The following is a 23,162-nucleotide window of genomic DNA, read 5'->3' on the forward strand; positions in this document are numbered from 1 at the left end:
TATAGGTTTTGGCTCCCCATTAATTAAACCACCGAATAAAATAAAATGGATTACGGAAAAGAATTCAAGAATTACGCTACCAAACATCAGGGTATCAATAGCATGTACTACGATAAGATCGTAAAAAGCATGCATCCTGTTGGCCTTACACCGAATATTATCGAAGAAAGGCAAATGAATGCAGTCGCCATGGACGTGTTCTCACGTTTGATGATGGATCGCATTATCTTTTTGGGTACGGGAATCAACGATCAGGTGGCCAATATTGTGCAGGCACAATTATTGTTTCTAGAAAGCACCGATGCCGCAAAAGACATCCAAATTTATATTAACTCCCCGGGCGGTAGTGTTTATGCCGGTTTGGGCATTTACGATACGATGCAGTTCATCAAACCCGATGTGGCCACCATCTGTACGGGTATGGCCGCTTCGATGGGTGCCGTACTGCTTTGCGCGGGCGAAAAAGGCAAACGCAGCGGGCTTACCCACTCCCGTGTAATGATCCATCAACCCATGGGCGGCGCCCAAGGGCAGGCCAGCGATATTGAAATTACCGCCAGGGAAATCTTGAAACTGAAAGATGAACTTTACCAAATTATCGCCCGGCATTCGGGACAGACCATCGAGAAGGTGCACGAGGACAGTGATCGGGATTATTGGATGAAGGCCGACAAAGCAAAGGAATACGGAATGATCGACGAGATTTTGGTTCGGGACCGGAAATAAGAAATTCTAATACGGTATCCTGAGCGCAGTCGAAATACTGAATTTAACAGCCTTTTCGATAAGAAGTAAACCAAACCAGAATATTCAGCGTTAGGGTTTAGGAAAAAAGAGAACTTACTAGTATGGCCAAGGAAAATTTAGAGTGTTCGTTTTGTGGAAGAAAGAAGCCGGAGACTAATCTGTTGATTGCCGGGCTTGATGCACATATCTGTGATCGCTGTATCGAGCAGGCCCACGGTATCGTTGCCGAAGAATCGCGACAAACGAAGACCAATGACCTATCTTCTGAATTGGTATTGAAAAAGCCCCAAGAAATTAAGGACTTTTTGGATACGTATGTGATCGGTCAGGAACGCACCAAAAAAGTAATGTCAGTTGCCGTATATAACCACTATAAAAGGTTGTTACAGTCCAAATCGAAAGATGATGACATAGAGATTCAGAAAAGTAACATTATTATGGTCGGACAGACCGGTACCGGCAAGACCCTGATGGCCAAGACCATCGCCCGAATGCTGAACGTACCGCTGGCCATAGTCGATGCCACGATATTGACCGAAGCCGGTTATGTCGGTGAAGATGTTGAAAGCATTCTTACCCGATTGTTGCAGGCCGCGGATTATAATTTAGAGAAAGCCGAACGCGGCATCGTCTTTATCGATGAAATCGATAAGATTGCCCGCAAAAGCGACAACCCCTCGATTACCCGCGACGTTTCCGGGGAAGGCGTACAGCAAGGGCTGTTGAAACTTCTGGAAGGCACCGTGGTCAATGTGCCGCCAAAAGGAGGCCGAAAACATCCCGATCAAAAATTTATTGAAGTAAACACGGAGAATATCCTATTTATAGCCGGGGGCGCGTTTGATGGTATCGAACGGGCCATCACCAAACGCCTAAATATGCAGGCCGTGGGCTATAGTGCTTCCAAGGCGGATGAACAACTGGATCAGAACAACATCCTGCAATATATTATTCCCAAGGATTTAAAGGAATTCGGACTTATCCCCGAAATTATCGGAAGACTTCCTGTCTTGACCCACATGAATCCCTTAGACGAAGAAACCCTTCGCGCCATTCTGACCGAACCGAAAAACGCCATTATCAAACAGTACGAAAAGCTGTTCGCCATGGACGATATCAGCTTTACCATTACCGATCAGGCGCTGGATTATATTGTAAAAAAAGCCATAGAATACAAGTTGGGAGCTAGGGGCTTACGATCGCTTTGCGAAGCTATTTTCACCGATGCCATGTTCGAAATGCCCAGTACCGATGACACCGAATTCAAGGTGACCAAGCCTTATGCCGAAGATAAACTATCGTATGAAACGATCAAGAAGTTAAAGGCTGTTTCCTGATATCGGGCTGTGGGCTGTGGGCTGTGGGCTGTGGGCTGTGGGCTAAAAGTTCAGAAAAAACTCCCGAAACAAAGTATCAAAAAAAAAGCGGTATCTACACCGCTTTTTCCTTTTGAATCGTTTTGGTTATTTGAGTTACCGATTGCAACAGATCCAAACAGACTTTTTGGATAACCTTTTCGTCGGTGTACATGTTGTGCCCAAATCCCTTGATCAACTCCCCTTTCACACCTGCTTCATCGTACCAAACGGATTTGGGGCGGTAGATGTCGTTATCCCCGAATAAGGTAGTGGTAGGGCATTCAGGGCTTTTGGTCTCGATGCGGATGCGGGTCGATGAAACCGTATATAACGATTTCATAGGCAGCCCCATAAGATTAGCCTTCCAAGCAACCGTACCCCCCGTGCTAAAACCTAAATAGTGGGCCGGTTCAGTTTCCCTTTTTAAAAGATGCGTAGCGGCAGTCTCTATACCTCCATTTTCGAAGGCCTGATGAATATTTTTTTCTGTATGTATCACCACGTCTAAATGGGCCAATTGCTGGCAATCATAAAAAGTGATGTCGAAGTATTGTTGTAGATATCCCAGATAAGAAGTAATCCAGAGTCCTTTTTTCACGCCCCACATATCTGAGACGATTACAAGTCTTTCTGCCATAATGATAAGTTTAAATTAGTTGTTCGGTTAAGTACGAGCAACTAATCTCTACATTTAGCTACAAATATCCACAATTATTTGTTCATATGAAGCAATTCTTCGATGTAGTCCCGTTTATTGGACAATCTTGGAATTTTATGTTGCCCACCCAGCTTATCCTTAGATTTCAACCAATCATAAAAAAGTTGCTGCCGCGCCACATGTACGATAGGCATTTTCAAGGTGATGTTATTGTATCGTTTCGCCTCATAATCCGAATTAAGGGCTTTTAGGGCATTGTCGAACATTTCGATAAAATAATCGGTATCCTCGGGCGGTCTTCGGAACTCGATGATCCATTCATGGGCGCCTTTTTCAGTGCCTTTCATAAATATGGGTCCGGCAGTGTAATCCTTGATTTCCGCACCGGTTTTTTGGCAGACCCTTTTTAAAGCCTCTTCTGCGTTTTCGATGATGAGCTCTTCGCCAAATACGTTGATATGATGTTTGGTCCGGCCCGTCACCTTTATTCGATAGGGATCGGTCGAGGTGAATCGGACGGTATCACCGATCTGATACCGCCAAAGTCCGGCATTGGTCGTAATGATAATCGCGTAGTTCGTTTGTATCTGTACCTCCCAAAGCGGAATCGCTTGCTGCCCATCGGTACCGAAATCGGTCATGGGAATGAATTCATAGAAAATGCCATAATCGAGCATCAACAGTAATTCATCGGAATTGTTCCGGTCTTGAATGGCAAAAAACCCTTCAGAAGCGTTATAAATTTCGTAATACCTGAAATTTTTGCGCGGAAACAGTTTGCGATATTGTTCTTTGTAGGGATTAAAATTTACCCCTCCGTGAAAATAGACCTCGAGGTTTTCCCAGACCTGAAAAATATGATCCTTTCCGGTTTCCTCGATAATCTGGTTGAGCAACACCAACATCCATGAGGGAACGCCGGCCAAGCTGGTTACGTTTTCTTGGGTGCTTTCGTGAATTATGGCCTTCAATTTGCTTTCCCATTCGCTCATCAAAGAAACCTTACTGCTCGGCGTACTGCTGAATTCGGCCCATAGCGGCATGTTATCGATTAAAATAGCGGACAGGTCGCCAAAGAACGAGCCATTATCTTCATACAGTTCCTTGCTTCCCCCAAGACGAAGGCTTTTCCCTAAAAAAAGCTGTGAATTTTCGTTGTTGTTCAGGTATAGACAAAGTAGGTCTTTGGCAGATTTATAATGGCAGTCTTCCAAGGACTCGGAACTTACGGGAATAAATTTACTTTTCGCATCGGTAGTACCGCTACTTTTTGCGAACCATTTGATAGATGTTGGCCAAAACAGGTTCTGTTCGCCGCGGCGCGTCCGTTCAATAATGGGCTGTATATCTTCGTACGATACGATGGGTACCCGAGATCGAAAGGTAGTGTAATTCGCAATGCTTTGGAATTCGTACTTTCTGCCGATTTCGGTATCCTCGGCAATCTCAAGCAATTGTTGTAATACCTCTTCTTGCACCTCAGCGGGATACTTCAAAAAAAGCTCTATCTGATGAAAGCGCTTTTTCAGCAGCCATGACGCTATGGAATTAACTATGGGTATCGGCATTTTTTTGGATATCTTTGAATGAAGTCGTTTGGACATTTTCTTTTACCTGCGATTCACATTTTTCACCCTAATTTTGTCTTTTCTAAGTCCCCTAGCTCTGGCTACGCACTGAAAAATGACTTCATTAGGGCAAAAAAGCCGAACATGTCGGTTCCAAAAAATACATCTAAACGACTTCACCGCCTAAAATAGGTTTTAAAAATATCATTTTCAAATTTGAAAACATGCAATACGAAGGTGTACTTCGAAAAATGAGAACGGAAATAGGACATCCTATTCAATATTATATGCTCTTTGAGGATGATTTTCTGAACGTGAATCAAGTACTCGACAAGACGCTGACGATCCATTTCATCAAATATCAATGCCTGAACTGCGGTGAAAACCGACCGATCTATCGACAGGGGTTCTGTAAAAGCTGTTTTTTCGATACCCCCTCCGCAGGCGACTGGATCATGCGCCCCGAACTAAGCACCGCGCATTTGGATAAGGAAGATAGAAATCTCGAATACGAAAAAAAAGTACAGCTGCAGCCCCATATCGTCTATCTGGCCAACTCGAGCAACATTAAGGTAGGCGTTACCCGAAAAACCCAAGTACCTACCCGATGGATCGACCAAGGTGCCCATGAGGCCATTGAAATCGTTGAGACCCCCAATCGGTATCTGGCGGGCATTACCGAGGTTGCCCTAAAAGATCATGTCGGCGATAAAACGAATTGGCGGAAAATGTTGACCAACGATGTTGATGATAAAGATTTGGTCGAGTGGCGCAACACCCTGAAACCTTATATTCCCGATGAAGCCATAGATTACTTTATCGCATCGAATTCGGAGACCAATCTCGAATTCCCCGTACTCCGATATCCTAAAAAGGTTAAAAGTCTTAATTTGGATAAAAACCCTGAGTATTCCGGGGTATTGAAAGGCATTAAGGGCCAGTACTTCATTTTTGAAGATGACACCGTTTTTAATGTTCGGGGTAGCGAGGGATATTATGTAGGGCTGGAAATTCAATAGAGGAAATCGCTACTCCCAAATCCCGAAAACTTGGTCTCCGCAAGATTCAATTACTGTTATCTTAAAATCGTTGCTTAATCCAGTTCGTCTTTCGCGGTATTCCGTCGTTTAAAAATATTGTCGTGGCTGCGGCTGGGCAATGACTTTTGCCTAGAGCCGACACAAAATAGACGTTTGCCCTAAGCGCCATTTTAGCTTTAACGTAACACTTTTGGATTAATGGTACGCGTCGGTTTGAAGAAATACAATTCAATCGCTTTGCATCAAAGATCCTTATCAATTTACACTATATTTATTTTTTAATAAAATCCATCGTCATGAACCACGTAATACACCTCAAAAGAAGACCCAAAGGAAAACCGCAACTTGAAGATTTCGAATTTGTCGAAGAACAAAAACCGAAACCAAAGGATGGTGAAATTTTACTCAAGACCAAATATGTTTCCGTCGACCCCTATTTACGTGGCAGGATGCGCGACCAAGAATCGTACATTCCACCTTTTGAATTGAACGAACCCATAGAATCGGGAATCATAGCCGAAGTCGTGGCTTCGAACAACGACCATTTTAAGGAAGGTGATTTCATCAATGGGATGCTGAAATGGAAAGAATTCCAGATATCGATGGGGAATGGTTTAAATAAGGTCGACCCCGACAAAGTATCACTTTCCGCCTATCTCGGTATTTTGGGGCTTACAGGACTCACGGCCTACATAAGTTTAGATAAGATAGGAAACTTGAAAGAAGGCGAAACCTTATTAGTTTCAGGTGCTTCTGGTGCCGTAGGCAGTACCGTCGGTCAAATTGGAAAGATAAAGGGTTGTCATGTTGTTGGTATCGCCGGCACGGATGAAAAATTAAAACTGATGAAAGAGAAGTTCGGTTTTGATAAAGGCATTAACTACAAAACTACCGATGATATGAAAAAGGCTATTGGCGACGCCTGCCCCAATGGAGTGGATGTCTATTTCGATAATGTCGGCGGTGAAATTCTCGATGCGGCGATGGATAATATCAATAAAAACGGTCGGGTTATCAACTGCGGTGCCATTTCACTGTACAATGAGACCGATGTACCGACCGGCCCACGATATGAGGGTATCATGGTCAGAAAAACGGTACTGATGCAAGGCTTTCTGGTACGCGACCATGCTACGGAATTCGGACCTGCCACGAAACAATTGGAGCAATGGCTGAACGTGGGTAAATTAACTTACGAGGAAACTATTGTTGAAGGTTTTAAGAATATTCCCCAAGCGTTTTTAAATCTGTTCGAAGGAAAAAACAAAGGGAAGATGGTGGTGAAAATATAAAAATTCCTAGTACTAAGTACCAAATTCCAAAAAATTTATAGCCGACCTGCAAGGTTCCGCCTTTGGCGGGAAACTTTGCAGGTCGGTGGGGTTCTAATTGGATTTATCCTTCTTTTTGCCCCCGAGTAAACCCCCTAAAATATCCTTAGCTTTTTCCTTGGCAACGTCTTCCTCTTTTTTCGGGGTTATTGAATCGGTCTTTGCTGGCACGGAATCCTTTTTCTTGCTGCCCAACAGATCGCCCAGTATTTCTTTGGCATCCTGGTTTTTGGTGGAATCTTTCTCTGATTTATTTCCTCCGAGGGCATCACCGATCAAATCTTTGACCTTATCCTTGCCTTTATTGACGAGTTTCTGCTTTTGGATTTCGACCAGTTTGCCGGTCAAGCTTTTCACACCCGATGTCAAATCGGTGGTGACGTTGGGGCTGGAATAGTTACCGCCGATACCGGCAGTTACCGGAATAGTCAGATTCTCTAAATCGTCTTCCCCAATTTGGGACAATAATTTGTTCACTTCGCCACCCAGATATTTTGCGGGCACGTCCATGGTCACTTTATAGTCCAGCTTTTTATCAAAAGTATGGTTTCCGCCGATGTTGATGGCGATATCCTTATAATTTATAGTAAAGGGTTCTACGGAAACCAATCCGTTTTCAAAGGACATTTTCGTCTTCAGATCCTTTAGGTCCAGCTGGTTCAAGTCGATAAAACTGAGCTTACTGTCCAAAGCCGACAATAGCGGGGCCCTTTCGGTATCTATTTTCTCGGTCATGATGTTTGCTAAAATTTTTCCGCTCAAGGTCATCAGTTCGGGCACCAGGTCGTCGGTCAAATTTCCGGAAAGCGAAATATCAGAGTTGAGTTTCCCCTGCAATATCTGTGCAATCGGTGCCAGTGACTTAAATAGCTCCAAGGATTTGAAAGTTTCGCTGATTTGCAGTTGGCTCATATCGAGCTTCATACGAAAGGTCGGGGTTTCCTGTTTGGTCGAAACCTCGCCGTTGAAGGCCATTTTTCCGTCGAAAATGGAAGAGGTCATGTTCGAAAGCGTTGCAGTTTCATCTTTGATACGAAGCGTTCCCTTGACATCCTTTAACGTCAAATTATCGTAAAGCACCGTATTTGCAGCGGCATTGATGGTGACATCCAAAAACGACGGAATCTTAATTTTCTCCCCTGCATTTGGCGCTTCGGGGTTGGCTTTCGGCTTTTCCGTTTTTTCTTTGGAGGATTCTTCCGTTTCCTCTACCATGAAATCGTTTAGGGCGAAGGTGTTGGAATTCAGGTCGAAATTGCCCTTTACCTTTTCGTCGTTGAACATATAGCCCAAAAGGTTGTCGATGGTACCCTTGGCATTGAAGTCCGTTTTTCCCGTGGTGCCGTTTAGCTTTTCAAGGGTCACGGTCTTGGGATTAAAGGTGACCGCCATGGCACTTAGTTTGATCGGATTCGCAAAATCTTCTGAATTGTACTCAAAATCATCAAGGCTCATTGTACCCTTAGTGGCGGTATTTTCATACTGCTCTTTCTCGATGGAGGCCATGTCGAAAGCCGTATTAATATCCGCGGTAAGCAATCCCTTCAAATTCAGGTCCGCAGGTACAGGATAGGCTTTAGAAACGTTGGCCAAGTTCATTTTACCGTCGATATGGGCCTTGACCTTGGTGTTTCCCATCAATTCCTTCACATTGGCCGTCATATTGAACTTGTCTTGATCAATCATGAATGCTAATTTGTCGATATCGACATAGGTATCGGCTGCGATTCCCGTGGTATTATTGATTTTGGTATCGATATGGATATTCGATACCGATTTCGGTAAATCGGGATACTTAAAAGAGGCGTTGTTTGAATTGATGTTGATCGTAAACTTGGGGATGTGGGTTTCATCAACGATGCCATTGAATTTGCCTTCTACCACAAAATCTCCCGTAGTCTTTACATCTTCGATGTTCTTGGAATATTCCTCGGGAATGACCGCCAAAAAGTTCTTGAAATCTGAGGATGGGGTTTTAAAGCTGATATCCACTTCTTGGGTCTCATCGTCGTTCAATTTTACAAATCCGTCGAAGACCAAGGGCAACTGATTGATAAGGGCTTCATTTTTAAGGAAAGAATATGTATTCTCCTTTAAATCGATTCCGATCAGCGCATCGAGTTGTATCTTGTTCTTGTTCAAATAATTGGTGCTATCCATTTCAAAGGATACCAGACCGTCGGTCGTGGTCTGCAGTTCCGATTTATCGAGAGAAAGATCGCCACTACCGGTGTGCTGCATTTCAGAAATTTCAAAACGCATGCCGGCCGCCCGGTCATCATAAACAATGCGCGCATCGGAGATTTCGTAGGATTGCAGGTCGAGCATAAAGCTACTCTCGGAGGTATCTTCTTCGGGAGCTGGATCTTCACCGGTATCCAACGCCACGTCGTAACTCGCATTTTCATCGGCATCGACCGTTATGTTCAATTTGGCGCCGTCAACGATAAGACTTTTAATGCCAATCGGATCGTCAGCCCCTTTGAACAATTCCCCTATTCCCATTTTCAGGGCCACTTCCTTGGAAGCAAAAAGCGTATCACCTTCAAAGGGAGCCTTGTTAATCAAAGTAACCCCTTGAAGACTGACTTCCGCGTTCGGGAAGCTAGCGAGAAAGCTCAGGTCGGCATCCTCAAAATCGAAGGTAGCGTTCACGTTTTGGTTGACCTTGTTCTTGATGATATCGCTGATTTTTCCTTCCAAGAAAAATGGAATGGCAATTAGGAGGGCGATGATTACCAGAACGATGATTCCTGTAATTTTTAATGCTTTATTTTTCATAAAAATATATCCTATTAAAATATTCTAAAGTTGTAATGCCCAACGCAATCGAAGGGCCTATTCGCCAAACTATTCGGATGTTAGCCTATCGGCAATTTGCTATAATAGTAATGGAGATAACAAAAATGCAAATATTACATGGTGCAATTCGGTTCAAATAGTAGCTCTTTTGCACAGATTAATGGTTTTACCTTGAATGGTAATATCCTCCGATAACAACTCCCAAACTGAGCAAATATTATACCTTAAGCTCAATTTCTTCGTTAACGGCCAATTTGAAGCGTTTTCTTAAGATATATACGAATAAATAGAGGAAAGGCGTGTCGAGAACTGCTATAAATATCTTAAAAAAGAAGCCGCTGATGACCAGACCGAGAAACATGCTCCAAGGTAATATGCCGAAAACGCAGAGCAAACCGACTACGGTAAACGTATCGATAAATTGGGATAGAAAGGTTGAACAGTTGTTGCGGAGCCATAAATACTTGCCCTTCGTCAATTTTTTCCAAAAATGGTAGATGCCGATATCGATGTACTGGGCAAAAAGATAGGCAATCATGGAGGCCAAAACCGCGACCGGCGAAAGCGCGAACACCTTGGTAAACGTGGCGTCATCGATCGGCGAAGAATCGATGGCCGGAGCCACTTCGGACACCAAAATGATAGCCATAGAGAACAGGGATGCAAAAATACCTGCGGTTACAATCTGGTTGGCCATTTTTCTGCCGTAGATTTCTGAAATCAAATCGGTAATCAAAAAGGTAACGGGATAGGGCAGAATACCTACGGAGACCTCGAACAGCGAAGCCCCAAAAATTTCGACTTTCCCAAAGGGATTCCAATAAAAAAATTTTTGAAAAATGAGATTGGAAACCACCAATGAAGTGATGAACAGCGCCCCCAGATACAAGTAGATTTGGTAGGCTAGTTTTTGGTCTTTTAAAGTCATATTACTTTATATCCAATACAAAAGGCATCCTCGCCTGAATACCTTCTTGGTCCAAAACCGTTTTTACCTGTTTTAAAATGGAATAAGCTTCAGTGCCGATTTCTTCTTCTATAAGATTTTGTTTCGCCTTGGCGCCGGCACCTCCCAAATCCTCAATCATACGTTCAAAGCCTGTTTTGTATTTGGGAAATTTTTTGATGCCATAGTCCTTTAGTTCCGCCATATTCGCGGCTTCGACAATAGCATCCTCAAGATTGCCCAATTCGTCCACAAGTCCGATGCGTTGGGCATCTACACCGCTCCAGACCCTACCCTGGGCCAGACTATCGGCTTCGGCCACGCTAATATTACGGCCTTGGGAGACCCGTTTTAAAAAAGTGTCATAGGTACTTTCAATACCTTCCTGCACCACGTTCCTGAATTTATCCGTCATGGGCTCGAACAAGGAATATTCCACGGAATTCTTGTTCGTACCCACTTGTTCAGCATTTATACCGATATCCCGGGCCAATCCGGTGATGTTCGGTACCGTACCGAAAACGCCTATGGAACCGGTGATGGTAGTCGGTTCGGCAAAAATTTTATCTGCGCCGACAGCAATGTAGTATCCGCCTGAAGCCGCCACGTTGCCCATGGATACGACCACCGGTTTCATTTTTTTGGCCAATTCGATTTCGCGCCATATGATATCGGAAGTAAGCGCACTGCCACCTGGGGAGTTGACCCGAAGTACAATGGCCTTGACCTTTTCATCGTCCCTAGCATCGCGGAGGGCCTCGGTAATAATACCTTGGCCGATAATATCGGGGCCGCCCTCACCATAGAGTATCTCGCCTTGCGCAAATACCACCGCTACCTTATCCGCGCCGGAGTTGGTCATCTTTTTATTGGATCGGATGACATAATCATCCAAAAACACTAGGTTCAAATCTTTGTCAAGCACTGAATATACCGCTCTTTTTAGGCTATTCTCATACTGATCATAAAATGCTACCCTGTCGATTAGCCCGTTTTGCTGTGCAAGTTCCGGGGTTCTGCCACCGAGGGTATCGGCAATTTTGTTCAGTTCTAGAGGAATCATATTGCGGGAATCGGAAATATCCTTGATCATAGAGTTCCATAAGGAACCAATCAGTTCCTTTATCTGCGTCCGGTTCGCTTCGCTCATTTCGTTGGCAATGAAGGGCTCCACGGCACTTTTATATTTTCCGTGACGGATTACTTCCATTTTTATACCCGTCTTTTCCTGAAGGTCTTTGAAGAAAAGGACTTCCGATGACAATCCTTTAAAATCCAACCCTCCAACAGGATTCATAAAAACGGAATCGGCGACGCTTGCGAGATAGTAATCTTTTTGCGTATAAAAGTCGGCATAGGCATAGACAAACTTTCCGCTACTCTTAAAATTGTCGAGAGCGTTTCGAATCGCCTGAGTCTGCGCAAGACCGGCAAGAATAAAGTTATTGTTGAGGCTGATGCCCTTAATGTCGTCGTCATCTTTGGCGACGGTTATCGCATGCAAAATTTCATCGAGACCCTGCGCTTGCTGAAAGATACCGCCCGCAAAAGGGTCTAGCACATTATCGCCTACATAATCGTTGATGGGTCGCTGCAACTGGAGCTCTAACACCGAATTTTTTTTAATGCGGACCGAGTCTTCGGAACTGCTTATAAGGCTTATTAAGACGAAGAACATGACAAAGACAATTCCGAATGCGATAAGGGTACCGATAATTGCGGCCAAGAGGTTTCTTAAAAATTTCATAGAAAACAGCTAAAGAATACGTTCAATTTTTGCGCAAAGATACTGAACTCGCCCCGACTTTTTCCGTTGCCCCTATTTTTCATAAAAAGCCTGACGAACTCACCCTGACTTTTTGTTACTTTGCACTACAATATGACCGATTCTACAACCGCATATCTTTCGTTGGGAAGCAATCTCGGCGACCCTTTGGCCAATCTACAGCATGCCGTATTCGACATTCAAAAAAGGGTGGGTGACATTCAACGTATCTCTCCTGTGTACCAAAGCAGCTCATGGGGTTTCGATTCCAACGATTTTCTGAACGTGTGCCTTTCGATAAAAACGAACCTGCCCCCCGATAAACTGCTCGAAACGGTCTTGCAGATCGAAACGGACCAGGGCAGGATACGCTATAATGAGGATGGGTACCAAGATCGGAAAATCGATATTGATATATTGTATTACGACCAGGAAACCTTGGTGTCGGACAAATTGATCATTCCGCATCCGGAGCTGCCTTTCCGTAAATTCGTGCTAAGGCCCTTGGCCGATATAGCTCCCCAGTTTTATCATCCCATCCTGAACAAAGACACCCGGAACCTGATACAGGAGAGCCGGGATAAAGGAAGACTGGAAAAAACGGCATTTCGATTGTTCAAGGACAGAGCGGAGGTGTTTTCACACACCAATTTTATTGCGATCGAAGGGAATATCGGGGCGGGAAAGACCACCTTGGCCAATAAAATCGCCGAAGATTTCAACGCCAAATTAGTATTGGAACGCTTTGCGGACAATCCGTTTCTTCCTAAGTTTTATGAGGACCGGCATCGATTTGCGTTTCCTTTGGAGATGTCATTTCTAGCCGATCGTTATCAACAATTTACCGACGACACCTCGCAATACGATCTCTTCAAAAGCTTTATGGTCAGCGATTACGATATTTATAAATCGCTGATTTTCGCTCGAATCACATTACAAGAAGATGAGTATGCCCTTTACGATAAACTGTTCCGTCTGATGTATAAAGAGGTGAAGAAACCCCAAATCTACGTGTACCTCTATCAGACGACCGAGCGATTGCTGGACAATATCAAAAAGAGAGGGCGGGATTACGAACAAAAAATCACGCCCGAGTATCTCGAAAATATCAATAAGGGGTATTTTGAATTTATTAGAGGCTATCCCCAACAGAATAATCTGGTCATCGAACTCGGGGAACTCGATTTTGTAGAAAATCAGGATGATTACGAGAGTATCATCGATAAGATCGTGAAGTTTGCGGTAGGGCTGCCACGTTGAACTAGTCCAAATTCCAAGCACCAAATCCCAACATTTGTGATACTCGGGGGGCGCCTGAATAGTATGGACAGACGGGCGGGGTGCAAAATTCTGCTGTAGGTATTATTCAATCTTATAGGTATCTCAAAGCCGCGGTCGGCCCGACCTACAAAGACGTATGCGACGTCGGCAACACCTTTCAGGGATTGAGCTTAGACCAAAAATCCCACACCACTACCCCAACGCTCACTGATATATTCAGGGAATGTTTGGTGCCGAACTGTGGGATTTCCAACACGCCATTGCAACCATGTACCACATTTTGATCAACCCCCTTAACCTCGTTGCCAAAAATGAGGGCATATTTTTTTGAGGATTCTACTTTAAATTTATGGAGCATTTGGGCGTTTTCCGCCTGTTCTATGGCCAAAACGGTGTAGCTGTCCAATTTCAATTTTTCCACCAGTAGCAGAGTACTTTTGCTGTATTCCCACTCCACACTTTCCGTGGCGCCCAAGGCGGTCTTTCGAATGTCTTTGTGCGGTGGGGTTGCGGTGATGCCGCAGAGGTATATTTTTTCGATTAAAAAAGCATCCGCGGTGCGGAATACCGAACCGATATTGTTCAGGCTGCGGATATTGTCCAGTACGATAACGAGTGGTGTTTTTTTGGCCTGCTTAAAGCCGTCGACATCGAGCCGGTCGAGTTCTTCGTTTTTTAGTTTTCGCATTGACGGTTTCAGGGTATTAGATTATAGTTCAAGAATACAAAGCCGCCCAGCACTGCATGCATACGGTGCAGAAAAACCGAATTGTGCCGGACTTCAAGGTATAGGCGAGGCGCTGTGCTGAGCGCAGTCGAAGGGCAAGAGCGATTCTTGAAGGTCTCTAAGTTCGATGCCTTTTACGCCCCCGGCCAGCCCTACATGGAGCCTTCCAAGTTTTACCCGAGTCAAAGTTATCATCAAATATGAACAAGGACCCGATTTCCAAGGCAAAAATAGTACATTCGTTTCGGTAGTGAATAAAAACAATATTTCTATTAAATAAATCCGCTTTGGCCGCATCCAAAAAAACAAAGAAGGTAACTCCTTTGATGAAGCAGTACAACACCATCAAGACCAAATATCCTGATGCACTGTTGTTGTTTCGCGTTGGCGATTTTTACGAGACCTTTGGCGAAGATGCAGTAAAGGCTTCCCGAATATTAGGAATTATCCTCACGCATCGCAATAATGGGGGCGACCGCACCGAATTGGCAGGGTTTCCACACCATTCGTTGAACACCTATTTGCCCAAACTGGTCAAGGCCGGGCAGCGGGTCGCCATCTGTGACCAGCTCGAAGACCCAAAAGCCACCAAGACTATCGTAAAGCGCGGGGTCACCGAACTGGTTACGCCAGGTGTCGCCATGAACGATGACATCCTCGATACCAAATCCAACAACTTTTTGTGCGCCGTCCATTTTGGTCGTAAACTACTGGGCGTATCGTTTGTCGATATTTCCACCGGCGAATTTTTAACCTCCGAAGGTACCGAGGAACAGGTCGATAAACTATTGCAGAATTTTGCCCCAAACGAGGTGTTGGTGGCCAAGACCCATAAAAAAGAGTTTTCCGAAGTTTTTGGCAACCAGTTCCACACCTTTTATATGGAAGATTGGGTGTTTCAAGACGACTACGCCCAAGAAACCCTGACCAATCATTTCAAAACGCGTACGCTCAAAGGTTTCGGGGTAGACCACTTGAACCACGGCATCATAGCATCTGGCGTAGTGTTGCATTATCTATCCGAAACGCAGCACCGCAGGTTACAACACATTAACAGCTTGCAACGTATCGCCGAAGAAGATTATATTTGGATGGATCGTTTCACCATTCGAAACCTTGAGCTATACCACTCCAACAACCAAAATGCGGTTACGCTGCTCGATATCATTGACCGTACCATCTCGCCCATGGGCGGGCGGATGCTGAAGAGATGGTTGGCACTTCCCTTAAAGAATGTCGAAAAAATACGGATGCGGCATCGAGTGGTATCCCATTTGTTTAAAGACGAAGGCATCCTTCGGAAACTGCAGCATGCGATGAAGCAAATGGGGGATCTTGAACGGCTGATTTCCAAAGTCGCCACGGGGAAAATCAATCCGAAGGAAACCATCCAGCTAAAGAATTCCCTTGAAGCTATCATCCCTATAAAACAACTGACTTCGCAAATTGACAATAAGGCGTTACAGACCATTGCCGATCAGCTAGATTCGTGCGATGAGCTGCGCAACAAAATCAAGGAAATGCTTTGTGAAGAAGCGCCGGTGAACCTTTTGAAGGGCAAAACGATTGCCGATGGTTATTCCGAAGAACTCGACGAACTCCGTAACCTCGCCTTTTCGGGAAAAAGCTATTTGGATAAAATGCTTGAACGCGAAACCAAACGCACGGGCATATCCTCCCTAAAAATAGCCTCCAACAACGTTTTCGGATATTATATCGAGGTCCGTAACACCCATAAAGACAAGGTACCCCAAGAATGGACGCGCAAACAGACCCTGGTCAACGCCGAACGCTACATCACCGAGGAGCTCAAGGAATACGAAGCTAAAATATTAGGCGCCGAAGAGCGCATTCTCAGTTTGGAGCAACAACTTTTCTCGCAATTGACCGTATGGATGCAGGAGTACATCGCTCCCGTTCAGAACAATGCCCAGCATATTGCACGGCTCGATTGCCTCTGCGGATTCGCGCAACTAGCGAAGGAAAACAAATATGTCGAACCGGTAATCGATGATTCGACCGATATCACGATCAAGAACGGACGGCACCCGGTCATTGAAAAGCAGCTGCCTTTGGGAGAGGTCTATATCGCGAACGATGTGACGCTGAACCGTAACGAGCAGCAGATCATAATGATCACCGGACCGAACATGAGCGGTAAATCGGCCATCTTGAGACAGACCGCCCTAATCGTACTTTTGGCACAGATGGGCAGTTTTATTCCCGCCGAATCCGCCAAAATCGGTTTTGTCGATAAAATTTTTACCCGCGTGGGGGCCAGCGATAACATTTCGATGGGCGAATCGACCTTTATGGTCGAAATGAACGAGACGGCTTCGATCTTGAACAATCTCTCCGAGCGAAGTTTAGTGCTTTTGGATGAAATCGGGCGCGGCACCAGCACTTATGACGGCATATCGATAGCCTGGGCGATTTCTGAATATCTCCACGAACACCCAGCACGTGCCAAGACACTATTCGCTACCCATTATCACGAGCTGAACGAGATGGCCGAAACCTTCGGGCGCATCAAAAATTTCAATGTTTCCGTAAAGGAGTTGAAAGACAACGTACTTTTTCTTCGCAAACTGACGGCCGGTGGCAGTGAGCACAGTTTCGGCATCCATGTGGCGAAAATGGCCGGGATGCCACAACAGGTGATTCATAAGGCCAATAAAATTTTAAAAAAACTAGAAAAATCCCATTCCAACGAAGAACTGACCGACACTTTGAAATCGGCGCAGAACGAGATGCAGCTTAGTTTCTTTAACCTTGACGATCCGCTATTAGAACAGATTAAGGAAGAAATCACCCATTTAGATATCAATACCTTGACACCGGTCGAGGCCTTGATGAAACTGAACGAAATCAAGAGATTATTGACGCGGGATAAAAAGGCGAGTTCATAATCTGAATAAACCTGTCAAATCTCTGTTTGTATATAAATCAGTTTCAATTTAACAGACCAAATTATGTTCAGGGGAAACCCGACCAGTCTAAGCTATAAGCTTATAAAATTCACATAGAGCCTTAAAACTTTTCAAGTCGTCGTTACCGATATTTTTCCCTTGCTTTTTCTTTGCATTTTAGAGAATTGTATTAAATTTGCAACCGCATCGGATAAAGATGCCATGTTCATAGATAGTTGAAAACAAACGCGAAAATAGCTCAGTTGGTAGAGCGCCACCTTGCCAAGGTGGAGGTCGCGGGTTCGAATCCCGTTTTTCGCTCAAAGAAAACGTCGCTTGCCGGCGTTTTTTTGTTTAAAGTCCGTTCTCCGCTTGCGCTGCGGAGATTACGCTCGAGTGGTGGAATTGGTAGACACGCCGGACTTAAAATCCTGTGACCATCTGGTCGTGCGGGTTCAAGTCCCGCCTCGAGTACAAAGGGGAAGCCAAGGTTTAACAACCTTGGCTTTTTTATTACAGGTACAACATAGGTACAACAAATTCATAGTTTGCTAGATACTTTTATACCCGTAGGACCTTCTCTTTATTGATTTATAAAAGAAAATAGGTGATTTATCCATTTCACTTTAGCTTTAAAAATAGAAATCAACATCCAAATTCTCATAGTTCCATTAAAGGGTTGAATAAAAAAACACCTTTCCAAAAATTTTTATTCCTCATTGTACCAAAATATAAATAGCAGCAATTCATATTTTTTCTAATAAATCTTGTTAAATAGTGCTAAGGCTTTCACTCTTTCTATCCCCTATCCACAAAAAACGCCCTATAAAGCGCAAAGTTCCATAGCCGAATGGCTCAATGAAAACTAAATTGAAGGTCCCTTCCTCTTGAATTTTGTGAAATCGGTCAACTCATCCTTGAATCCGTTATAGACCTCCTCGCTTTTCACACCCCTATCGCCCAATAGGGAGCTGATGGCATAGACGGATTTTCTGAGAAAGTGGTTTTGTTCGGCCGTGGATTTGCTTTCCATGGCCTCCTTCACGGCTTTCCGAAGTCCGTTGTCCATGTGGTGCTGTATCATTTCCCGGTGTAGGTTCGGGTAAACATTTTCGTTCGTAAGCATAAAGGCGACTCTTTGGTAAAGGCCCTTTTCCATAAGGTGACCGGCCCAAAGGTTTTTAAGATCGTTACTGCCGTCTTTAACAATTTTGTCAATAATCCGATGTTGCTGCTCCAACGTTCCATCAAGGTCTTGGATGGAATTCAAATACTGGATTGTCCTTTTCGGCAAATAGTAGCTTGTACTGTCTGTGGTATAGACCGATTTGACCCCTAACCCTTTTTCCCCTTTTTCAAAATAGAACCCCTTGGCATTGAAAAATTCGATATAGTCCTTCGGGGATTTTTCAAAAGAGGAGTGCATCCGTTCGGCATAGTTTATATAGGAGCTCAAAGCCATACCTTCATAGCATTCTTTATAGTCCGGGTACATCCTTTCATAAAGTTTCGGGAATATCATGGGCAGGAAAAAGACCGATGCCGACAGCTTGGAACTGTTTTCGGAAGTTCGATCCGATAACAGTTCCAGCATCAAGTGGTTTTGGCGGACGAAGCTGGAGGACACATGGTTTTCCATTTCCTTCGGAAAGGGCAGCTTGCCCAATTTTACGGGAACCGTGTGTTTATTGGAATTGGTATAGGTCAACGTGTTGTCATGATACTTTAAACCCAAGGATTGGAACAGAAGCCGTACACTCCCCTCCTGCTTGCCGACATCGAAAATATTATTTTCCAGTACCTTTCCGATGAGCCCGAACTTGTTTTCCAAGGTTTCCTGTTCCCTTTTGGTTTCCAGTTGGTACAATCTGTTCCTGACCAATGGAAAAGCGTTTTCTAACGCTTTCCTGAATTCCGTCCTTTTATCTCTTGAGATATAACGTTCCAAGAATTTGTAATTATTCGATGACTCTAAGTTGTTAATAATATCGCCAAATTTCCTGGTCATAATATGTTCCGATAACGACCCGTTCCGTTCCGGTGATTTAAGGTAGGATACGGTCAAGGCCTCCTTTATCAGCTTTTGCACTTCCAGTTTGAACTGTTCGCTTCCGGTATCGATTTGCGTTGGCTCGTTGCCGTTGCCGTTGCCGAAAATATCGGGACGTTCCTGTATCTTGATGGATTTTCCCAGCTCCCTTTCCCTAAAAACATAATTGGATTTGTCATGGATGGTAAATCCTTCGATGGCGTTTTCCTTTTTGTCCAGTTTGATGTCGATGCCCTGATAGTCCTTTAAGACTTCTTCCAGGTCGTTGGGGTGGATCGTTTGAAAAAGGTCGTAGGTAGACTCTATTTGTTTCAAGAGCCGTTTGCGGTGCATGGGCAAAAGTTTCGACCTCGAATGGATGTCGAATACCTTCTGCAGTTTCGGTCCGCTCAGGTTACGGTGTACCTCGGAACCGTTGATGAAATTTGTCCGGTATCCTTTTTGGTTGTTCAGTCCGTATTTGACGCCAATCCTTCCCGATTCGTTTTTGGTGGTCCTTACTTCGATATTATAGGGCTTGACCAGTCTTGCGAGTTCCGCGAAACTGCGTACTTTGTGTTTTTGGTTGATATTGTTGAGTACATCCTGTAAATAATATCGCGTCCCTTTTTCCGCATCCATGCCAAATTGTAGCTCGGGCAATCTGTGCATCGGGAGCGGATCTTTCCGTTTTGTTGCCGGTGCCGGTGTCAGACCGTATTTCTTTTCGAGGTGTTGCCGTGTTGCCATGCTCCTTCTATGGCTGCTGAAGATCCCAATTACCTTGCCATCTTCCTTTACGTTCGTAGTTACGATATGGACGTGTTCGTGTTCGGTATCGTTGTGCCTTACAACGATATAGGGCTGCGCCCCATAGCCCATATTTTCCATGTACTCCGATGATATTTTAAGGAAGGTCCTATCGTCAAGGTTCTCTCCGTGGGGAAGGTTCAGGCAGATGTGCGCATAGCGGTTCTTGGTGGCGTTTCGCTGTCCCTGGAAATGCAGTACGTTTTCAAAAAATTTTGGTGATATGCCTTGGGAAAAGATGTTGCCGTAACCGAGTATTCGCATGCCCTCTTTTCCAAGAACGTACTTCAACGTTCCCTGACAGGTCTCGCCATAGATCAGCTTTGCTATCATTCCTATTTTTCTTCGTTTACAATTTCCAAAAGAGCGTTTAATAGTTCGTTCGTTTTCCGTATCTCGTGTTGTAGGTTACTGTTGGGACTTCTTATACTTTTATGGTGGGCAAGCTTGACCAGTTGGTTTATATTGTTTCCGATCTTGTTGAATTGATAGGAGACGTTCGAGGTATCCGGAAGCCTATCCTTTTCCTCTGTTTCCTGTTGCAGGACCAATCTTCTCAGGAGCGGACTTATTGTTCCCCTTTTTGTAATATCGAGATGGTACGATTTACATATGTTGCCCAATTTTTCATATTCAGCTTCGTTGAACCTGAGCATGACGTTATGGTACCGTTTCCTATCCCCCAATCGTTTTCGACCTCTTGTCCGTTCTTTCATTTTTGTTGCTTTTCAAGGCAAAACACTTCGCAAGAAGTAGACAATTCTAAGTTACTTAGAATACACCTCGCTATCCGTGTCACGGATAAATATATTGTAATAAATTTAATTACAAATACTTATATATCAGTATTTTATGACCCAATACCATATCGGCACAGATGGCACCAAATGGGTACATCGGCCCTATTTTTTTTGGTCCGATATGGGAACCGAAGGACAAAAAAGATGTAGGATTCAATGGATCTTTATGGCCAGGGGAAGGAAAGGACGGGCGGCCCTTTCGCCGATTGTGCTTTCGTGCGGCCACGAGGGGGTCGGGAGGACCTTGGCGGAGGGCATCGCAGCGGAGGGCTTTCCGACTTCCGCAGGGGCTTGGCATTATTTTCTTTCTAGATACAATGGTCCTTCAATGTAGCTTTCCTGCCCACAAAAAATTACTACCCCTTCCTAACGGGATGGTTTGAGATTGTTGTGGACGGAACAAATGCTCAACTAGGGCGACCGGTTGCGGTCATGTTCTTCATGAATGGAAAAACTCGACTGTCCGGCAAATCATTGGCGCATCCGTTTCGGATAATTCCTTCATATCGTCATACCGTCATATGGGCATATGACAGTATGACCATAGCTATATAGCAAGGTATATCGCTCTGTTCAAATGATCGTTCCAATAATGCATTAGTGCCATACATATTCCATTATCCTATCGGGCCGTCCCGGAACTTCGGGATCATCGGTTTCCATGCACCTTCGATCAAATCCTTAATTTTTCCTAATAGAAAGGCCAAAGCGGACTCGCTCTTTGTTCGGTCGGGGAAAGGAAATACAGGTCATGTTGAAAAGAAATAGCGATTATCCCATTTTTTGATGTTCCCTTTGCCCATCGGTCCGTAATTTTGAACCACCTTATGGCATTATCCGAGAGACCCGACACAAAAATCAACAACATGGAGTATATCAACGAGACCCTTTTGCTTTTTCCCGCCACCGTCCGTTTTAGGGAAACGTATCCTGAACTTGTACAAAAATGGGAAAGGCAGATCGCTACCGACCATTGCGGCCCGGACCTTTATTTTTGCCTGTCGGCCCTGGACGATTATCCGAGGTTGAGGGCATTTCTCGATTCCAGGGAATACCTGTTCGATTTTGCAATCAATGCGCATATACTTTATGACACTTTTATGTCCCGGTTCGTGCTCAACGGATATGACGAAGGCCAAGCGGTCGAACTTGCAAATCGGGAGATACGGTCGGTCTATCGATCACTTGACGACAGTACCGGAATTATGGAGGACCCATTGGGGAGCCTATATTTTGAACTTTTTGAATTTGAAAATGGATCGGTCGGTCAGGATTAATTCTTTTTAGGTAGTTCGCCGGCCCATGCCTCGGGCATGTCCTTGCCACCTAAAATAGTTATCGTGACCGCCCCCTTCCCTTGTCCTTGTTTTCCTTTTCTTCCTTGGACCCTAATTTTTGCCTATCGCCGGGCAGGTCCAGATCCTTGTTCCTGGACAGGGCGACTTCCCTTAGATACTGGAACATCCCCTCGTGGATAGGGCTGTTCGGGGGCTCCTTTGAAATGTCCTGGCCCTGCAGCATGGGCCTTGTCAGGTCCAGTTCCTTGGCCATCTCATAGCCCAGGTTGAATTCCTTGATGTACTCCTTGTCCGTTCTGTTTTCCATACCTGAATCTTAAAATGTTTCCCGTGCGTGGCGTTCCAGGTAATCCTCCAGGGAACCACGGTCGTACAATATGATCTTCCTTTGGGGCTGGGTGTAGCGGACCTTCCCTTCGTCCCGCAGTTTTTGGAGCGTAGTGGCGGATTTTATCCTCAGCAGATGCATGGCCTCCTCCGCACCGATCCATTTGTCCGGCATGTCCTTCCTTTTGGCCTCCACGTGCTCGATCACTTTTTTGAACAGTGCCAAAAATGCTTCCTCCTGTAGGCAGATGACTTCCATATCGATTGGTCCGTTAAAACTGTTGATGGTTTCAAGATAGGAATTTTTCACCGTTTTTTACAATCGATAAATATATTTAGGTAGAAATAGAGGTCATAATATGCTATTGTCTAAGGGCCATATGAGACTAAATAGATGATTAGGTGTGGCAGAATCAGAACTCCTGACGCAATGTGCTGATAGTCGAAATATTTCAATATTTTTCCCAAATAGGGCAAGTGAAAGGATGGTATATATGTTCTTTTTCATTTGATTTGATTTCGATTGGTTGTGCTTCAGTTCTAAAAAAAATATCGATTTAGGCAATTCGTACATATATTAAATTATTTGTTCAATCTCAAATAACGCGCTTTTACCTATTAGGCTATACATGACGTAATACTCTTTATACTTTAACCCTGAGTTTTTAAACTTACACAGATTTTAAGATAGTGTCATTTTTTCTTAGATTAGAAGCAACAGAGCTTTCGATTATATCCACATAATAAAAATGACAACGACTAATTA

The 23,162-nt window shown here is 44.3% G+C and carries 18 protein-coding genes and 2 tRNA genes; 10 read left to right on the forward strand and 10 right to left on the reverse strand.

Translation table 11 applies throughout. The annotated features are described in order from the left end of the window. The first annotated feature begins 45 nt into the window (after window positions 1-45). Entirely contained in the window at window positions 46-726 is a 681-nt protein-coding gene (gene clpP, locus BLT07_RS06660; protein WP_091867021.1) for an ATP-dependent Clp endopeptidase proteolytic subunit ClpP, read from the forward strand. Between the two features lie 122 nt (window positions 727-848). Next, on the forward strand, window positions 849-2,084 hold the full coding sequence (clpX, locus tag BLT07_RS06665) for an ATP-dependent Clp protease ATP-binding subunit ClpX (RefSeq protein ID WP_091867023.1): 1,236 nt from the start codon (window positions 849-851) through the stop codon (window positions 2,082-2,084). A 94-nt stretch (window positions 2,085-2,178) separates the two neighbouring features. Here the strand turns inward: clpX and BLT07_RS06670 are convergent, their stop codons facing one another. Next, the gene (locus BLT07_RS06670) at window positions 2,179-2,742 is read right to left on the reverse strand and encodes a hypothetical protein (RefSeq protein WP_091867025.1); all 564 of its coding nucleotides are present in this window, start codon (window positions 2,740-2,742) and stop codon (window positions 2,179-2,181) included. Window positions 2,743-2,816: 74 nt separating this feature from the next. Then, a complete protein-coding gene (locus BLT07_RS06675) occupies window positions 2,817-4,331 on the reverse strand; it encodes a GH3 auxin-responsive promoter family protein (RefSeq protein ID WP_091867027.1) in 1,515 nt (504 codons plus the stop codon). Window positions 4,332-4,555: 224 nt separating this feature from the next. Between BLT07_RS06675 and BLT07_RS06680 the strand changes: the two genes are divergently transcribed. Both BLT07_RS06680 and BLT07_RS06685 read left to right on the forward strand, forming a co-directional pair. After that, window positions 4,556-5,350: a DUF2797 domain-containing protein gene (locus BLT07_RS06680; protein WP_091867029.1), complete on the forward strand. Its 795-nt coding sequence runs from the start codon at window positions 4,556-4,558 to the stop codon at window positions 5,348-5,350. 317 nt (window positions 5,351-5,667) lie between these two features. Next, complete coding sequence (locus tag BLT07_RS06685) at window positions 5,668-6,663, forward strand: NADP-dependent oxidoreductase (protein WP_091867031.1); 996 nt, start codon at window positions 5,668-5,670, stop codon at window positions 6,661-6,663. Between the two features lie 93 nt (window positions 6,664-6,756). Here the strand turns inward: BLT07_RS06685 and BLT07_RS06690 are convergent, their stop codons facing one another. The 3 genes from BLT07_RS06690 to sppA all read right to left on the reverse strand — a co-directional run bounded on the left by BLT07_RS06690 (window position 6,757) and on the right by sppA (window position 12,197). Then, entirely contained in the window at window positions 6,757-9,483 is a 2,727-nt protein-coding gene (locus BLT07_RS06690) for an AsmA family protein (RefSeq protein WP_091867033.1), read from the reverse strand. A 238-nt stretch (window positions 9,484-9,721) separates the two neighbouring features. Then, window positions 9,722-10,432, reverse strand: a complete 711-nt coding sequence (locus BLT07_RS06695) for a queuosine precursor transporter (RefSeq protein ID WP_091867035.1) — start codon at window positions 10,430-10,432, stop codon at window positions 9,722-9,724. A gap of 1 nt (window position 10,433) precedes the next feature. Beyond that, window positions 10,434-12,197, reverse strand: coding sequence for a signal peptide peptidase SppA (gene sppA, locus BLT07_RS06700; RefSeq protein WP_091867037.1), 1,764 nt, complete (start codon window positions 12,195-12,197; stop codon window positions 10,434-10,436). Between the two features lie 132 nt (window positions 12,198-12,329). Here sppA and folK point away from each other — a divergent pair, with 132 nt between their 5' ends. After that, window positions 12,330-13,475, forward strand: a complete 1,146-nt coding sequence (folK, locus tag BLT07_RS06705) for a 2-amino-4-hydroxy-6-hydroxymethyldihydropteridine diphosphokinase (RefSeq protein WP_091867039.1) — start codon at window positions 12,330-12,332, stop codon at window positions 13,473-13,475. 178 nt (window positions 13,476-13,653) lie between these two features. Here the strand turns inward: folK and BLT07_RS06710 are convergent, their stop codons facing one another. Beyond that, window positions 13,654-14,184 carry an RNA methyltransferase gene (locus BLT07_RS06710; protein ID WP_091867041.1) on the reverse strand — a complete coding sequence of 177 codons (531 nt, stop codon included), beginning with the start codon at window positions 14,182-14,184 and terminating at the stop codon, window positions 13,654-13,656. Between the two features lie 365 nt (window positions 14,185-14,549). On the opposite strand from BLT07_RS06710, the gene mutS reads away from it, so the two are divergent. The 3 genes from mutS to BLT07_RS06725 all read left to right on the forward strand — a co-directional run bounded on the left by mutS (window position 14,550) and on the right by BLT07_RS06725 (window position 17,606). Beyond that, entirely contained in the window at window positions 14,550-17,132 is a 2,583-nt protein-coding gene (gene mutS, locus BLT07_RS06715) for a DNA mismatch repair protein MutS (protein WP_091867365.1), read from the forward strand. A 248-nt stretch (window positions 17,133-17,380) separates the two neighbouring features. Next, window positions 17,381-17,453 (forward strand) — tRNA-Gly (locus BLT07_RS06720). A gap of 69 nt (window positions 17,454-17,522) precedes the next feature. Further along, window positions 17,523-17,606 (forward strand) — tRNA-Leu (locus BLT07_RS06725). A 391-nt stretch (window positions 17,607-17,997) separates the two neighbouring features. On the opposite strand, the gene BLT07_RS06730 is transcribed toward BLT07_RS06725, so the two are convergent. Together BLT07_RS06730 and mobC are read right to left on the reverse strand one after the other, a co-directional pair. Further along, window positions 17,998-20,304 carry a relaxase/mobilization nuclease domain-containing protein gene (locus tag BLT07_RS06730; RefSeq protein WP_091867042.1) on the reverse strand — a complete coding sequence of 769 codons (2,307 nt, stop codon included), beginning with the start codon at window positions 20,302-20,304 and terminating at the stop codon, window positions 17,998-18,000. A gap of 2 nt (window positions 20,305-20,306) precedes the next feature. Continuing rightward, a complete protein-coding gene (mobC, locus tag BLT07_RS06735) occupies window positions 20,307-20,687 on the reverse strand; it encodes a MobC domain-containing protein (protein WP_091867044.1) in 381 nt (126 codons plus the stop codon). Window positions 20,688-20,823: 136 nt separating this feature from the next. Between mobC and BLT07_RS06740 the strand changes: the two genes are divergently transcribed. After that, window positions 20,824-21,105, forward strand: coding sequence for a hypothetical protein (locus BLT07_RS06740; RefSeq protein WP_091867046.1), 282 nt, complete (start codon window positions 20,824-20,826; stop codon window positions 21,103-21,105). Window positions 21,106-21,637: 532 nt separating this feature from the next. Further along, a complete protein-coding gene (locus BLT07_RS06745) occupies window positions 21,638-22,048 on the forward strand; it encodes a hypothetical protein (protein WP_091867048.1) in 411 nt (136 codons plus the stop codon). A gap of 58 nt (window positions 22,049-22,106) precedes the next feature. Here BLT07_RS06745 and BLT07_RS06750 read toward each other — a convergent pair whose 3' ends face one another. Together BLT07_RS06750 and BLT07_RS06755 are read right to left on the reverse strand one after the other, a co-directional pair. Continuing rightward, a complete protein-coding gene (locus BLT07_RS06750) occupies window positions 22,107-22,376 on the reverse strand; it encodes a hypothetical protein (protein WP_091867050.1) in 270 nt (89 codons plus the stop codon). Window positions 22,377-22,385: 9 nt separating this feature from the next. Further along, the gene (locus BLT07_RS06755) at window positions 22,386-22,706 is read right to left on the reverse strand and encodes a helix-turn-helix domain-containing protein (RefSeq protein WP_217633297.1); all 321 of its coding nucleotides are present in this window, start codon (window positions 22,704-22,706) and stop codon (window positions 22,386-22,388) included. Window positions 22,707-23,162: the final 456 nt, after the last annotated feature.

This window comes from Pricia antarctica, assembly GCF_900101815.1.
Classification (GTDB): Bacteria; Bacteroidota; Bacteroidia; order Flavobacteriales; family Flavobacteriaceae; genus Pricia; species Pricia antarctica.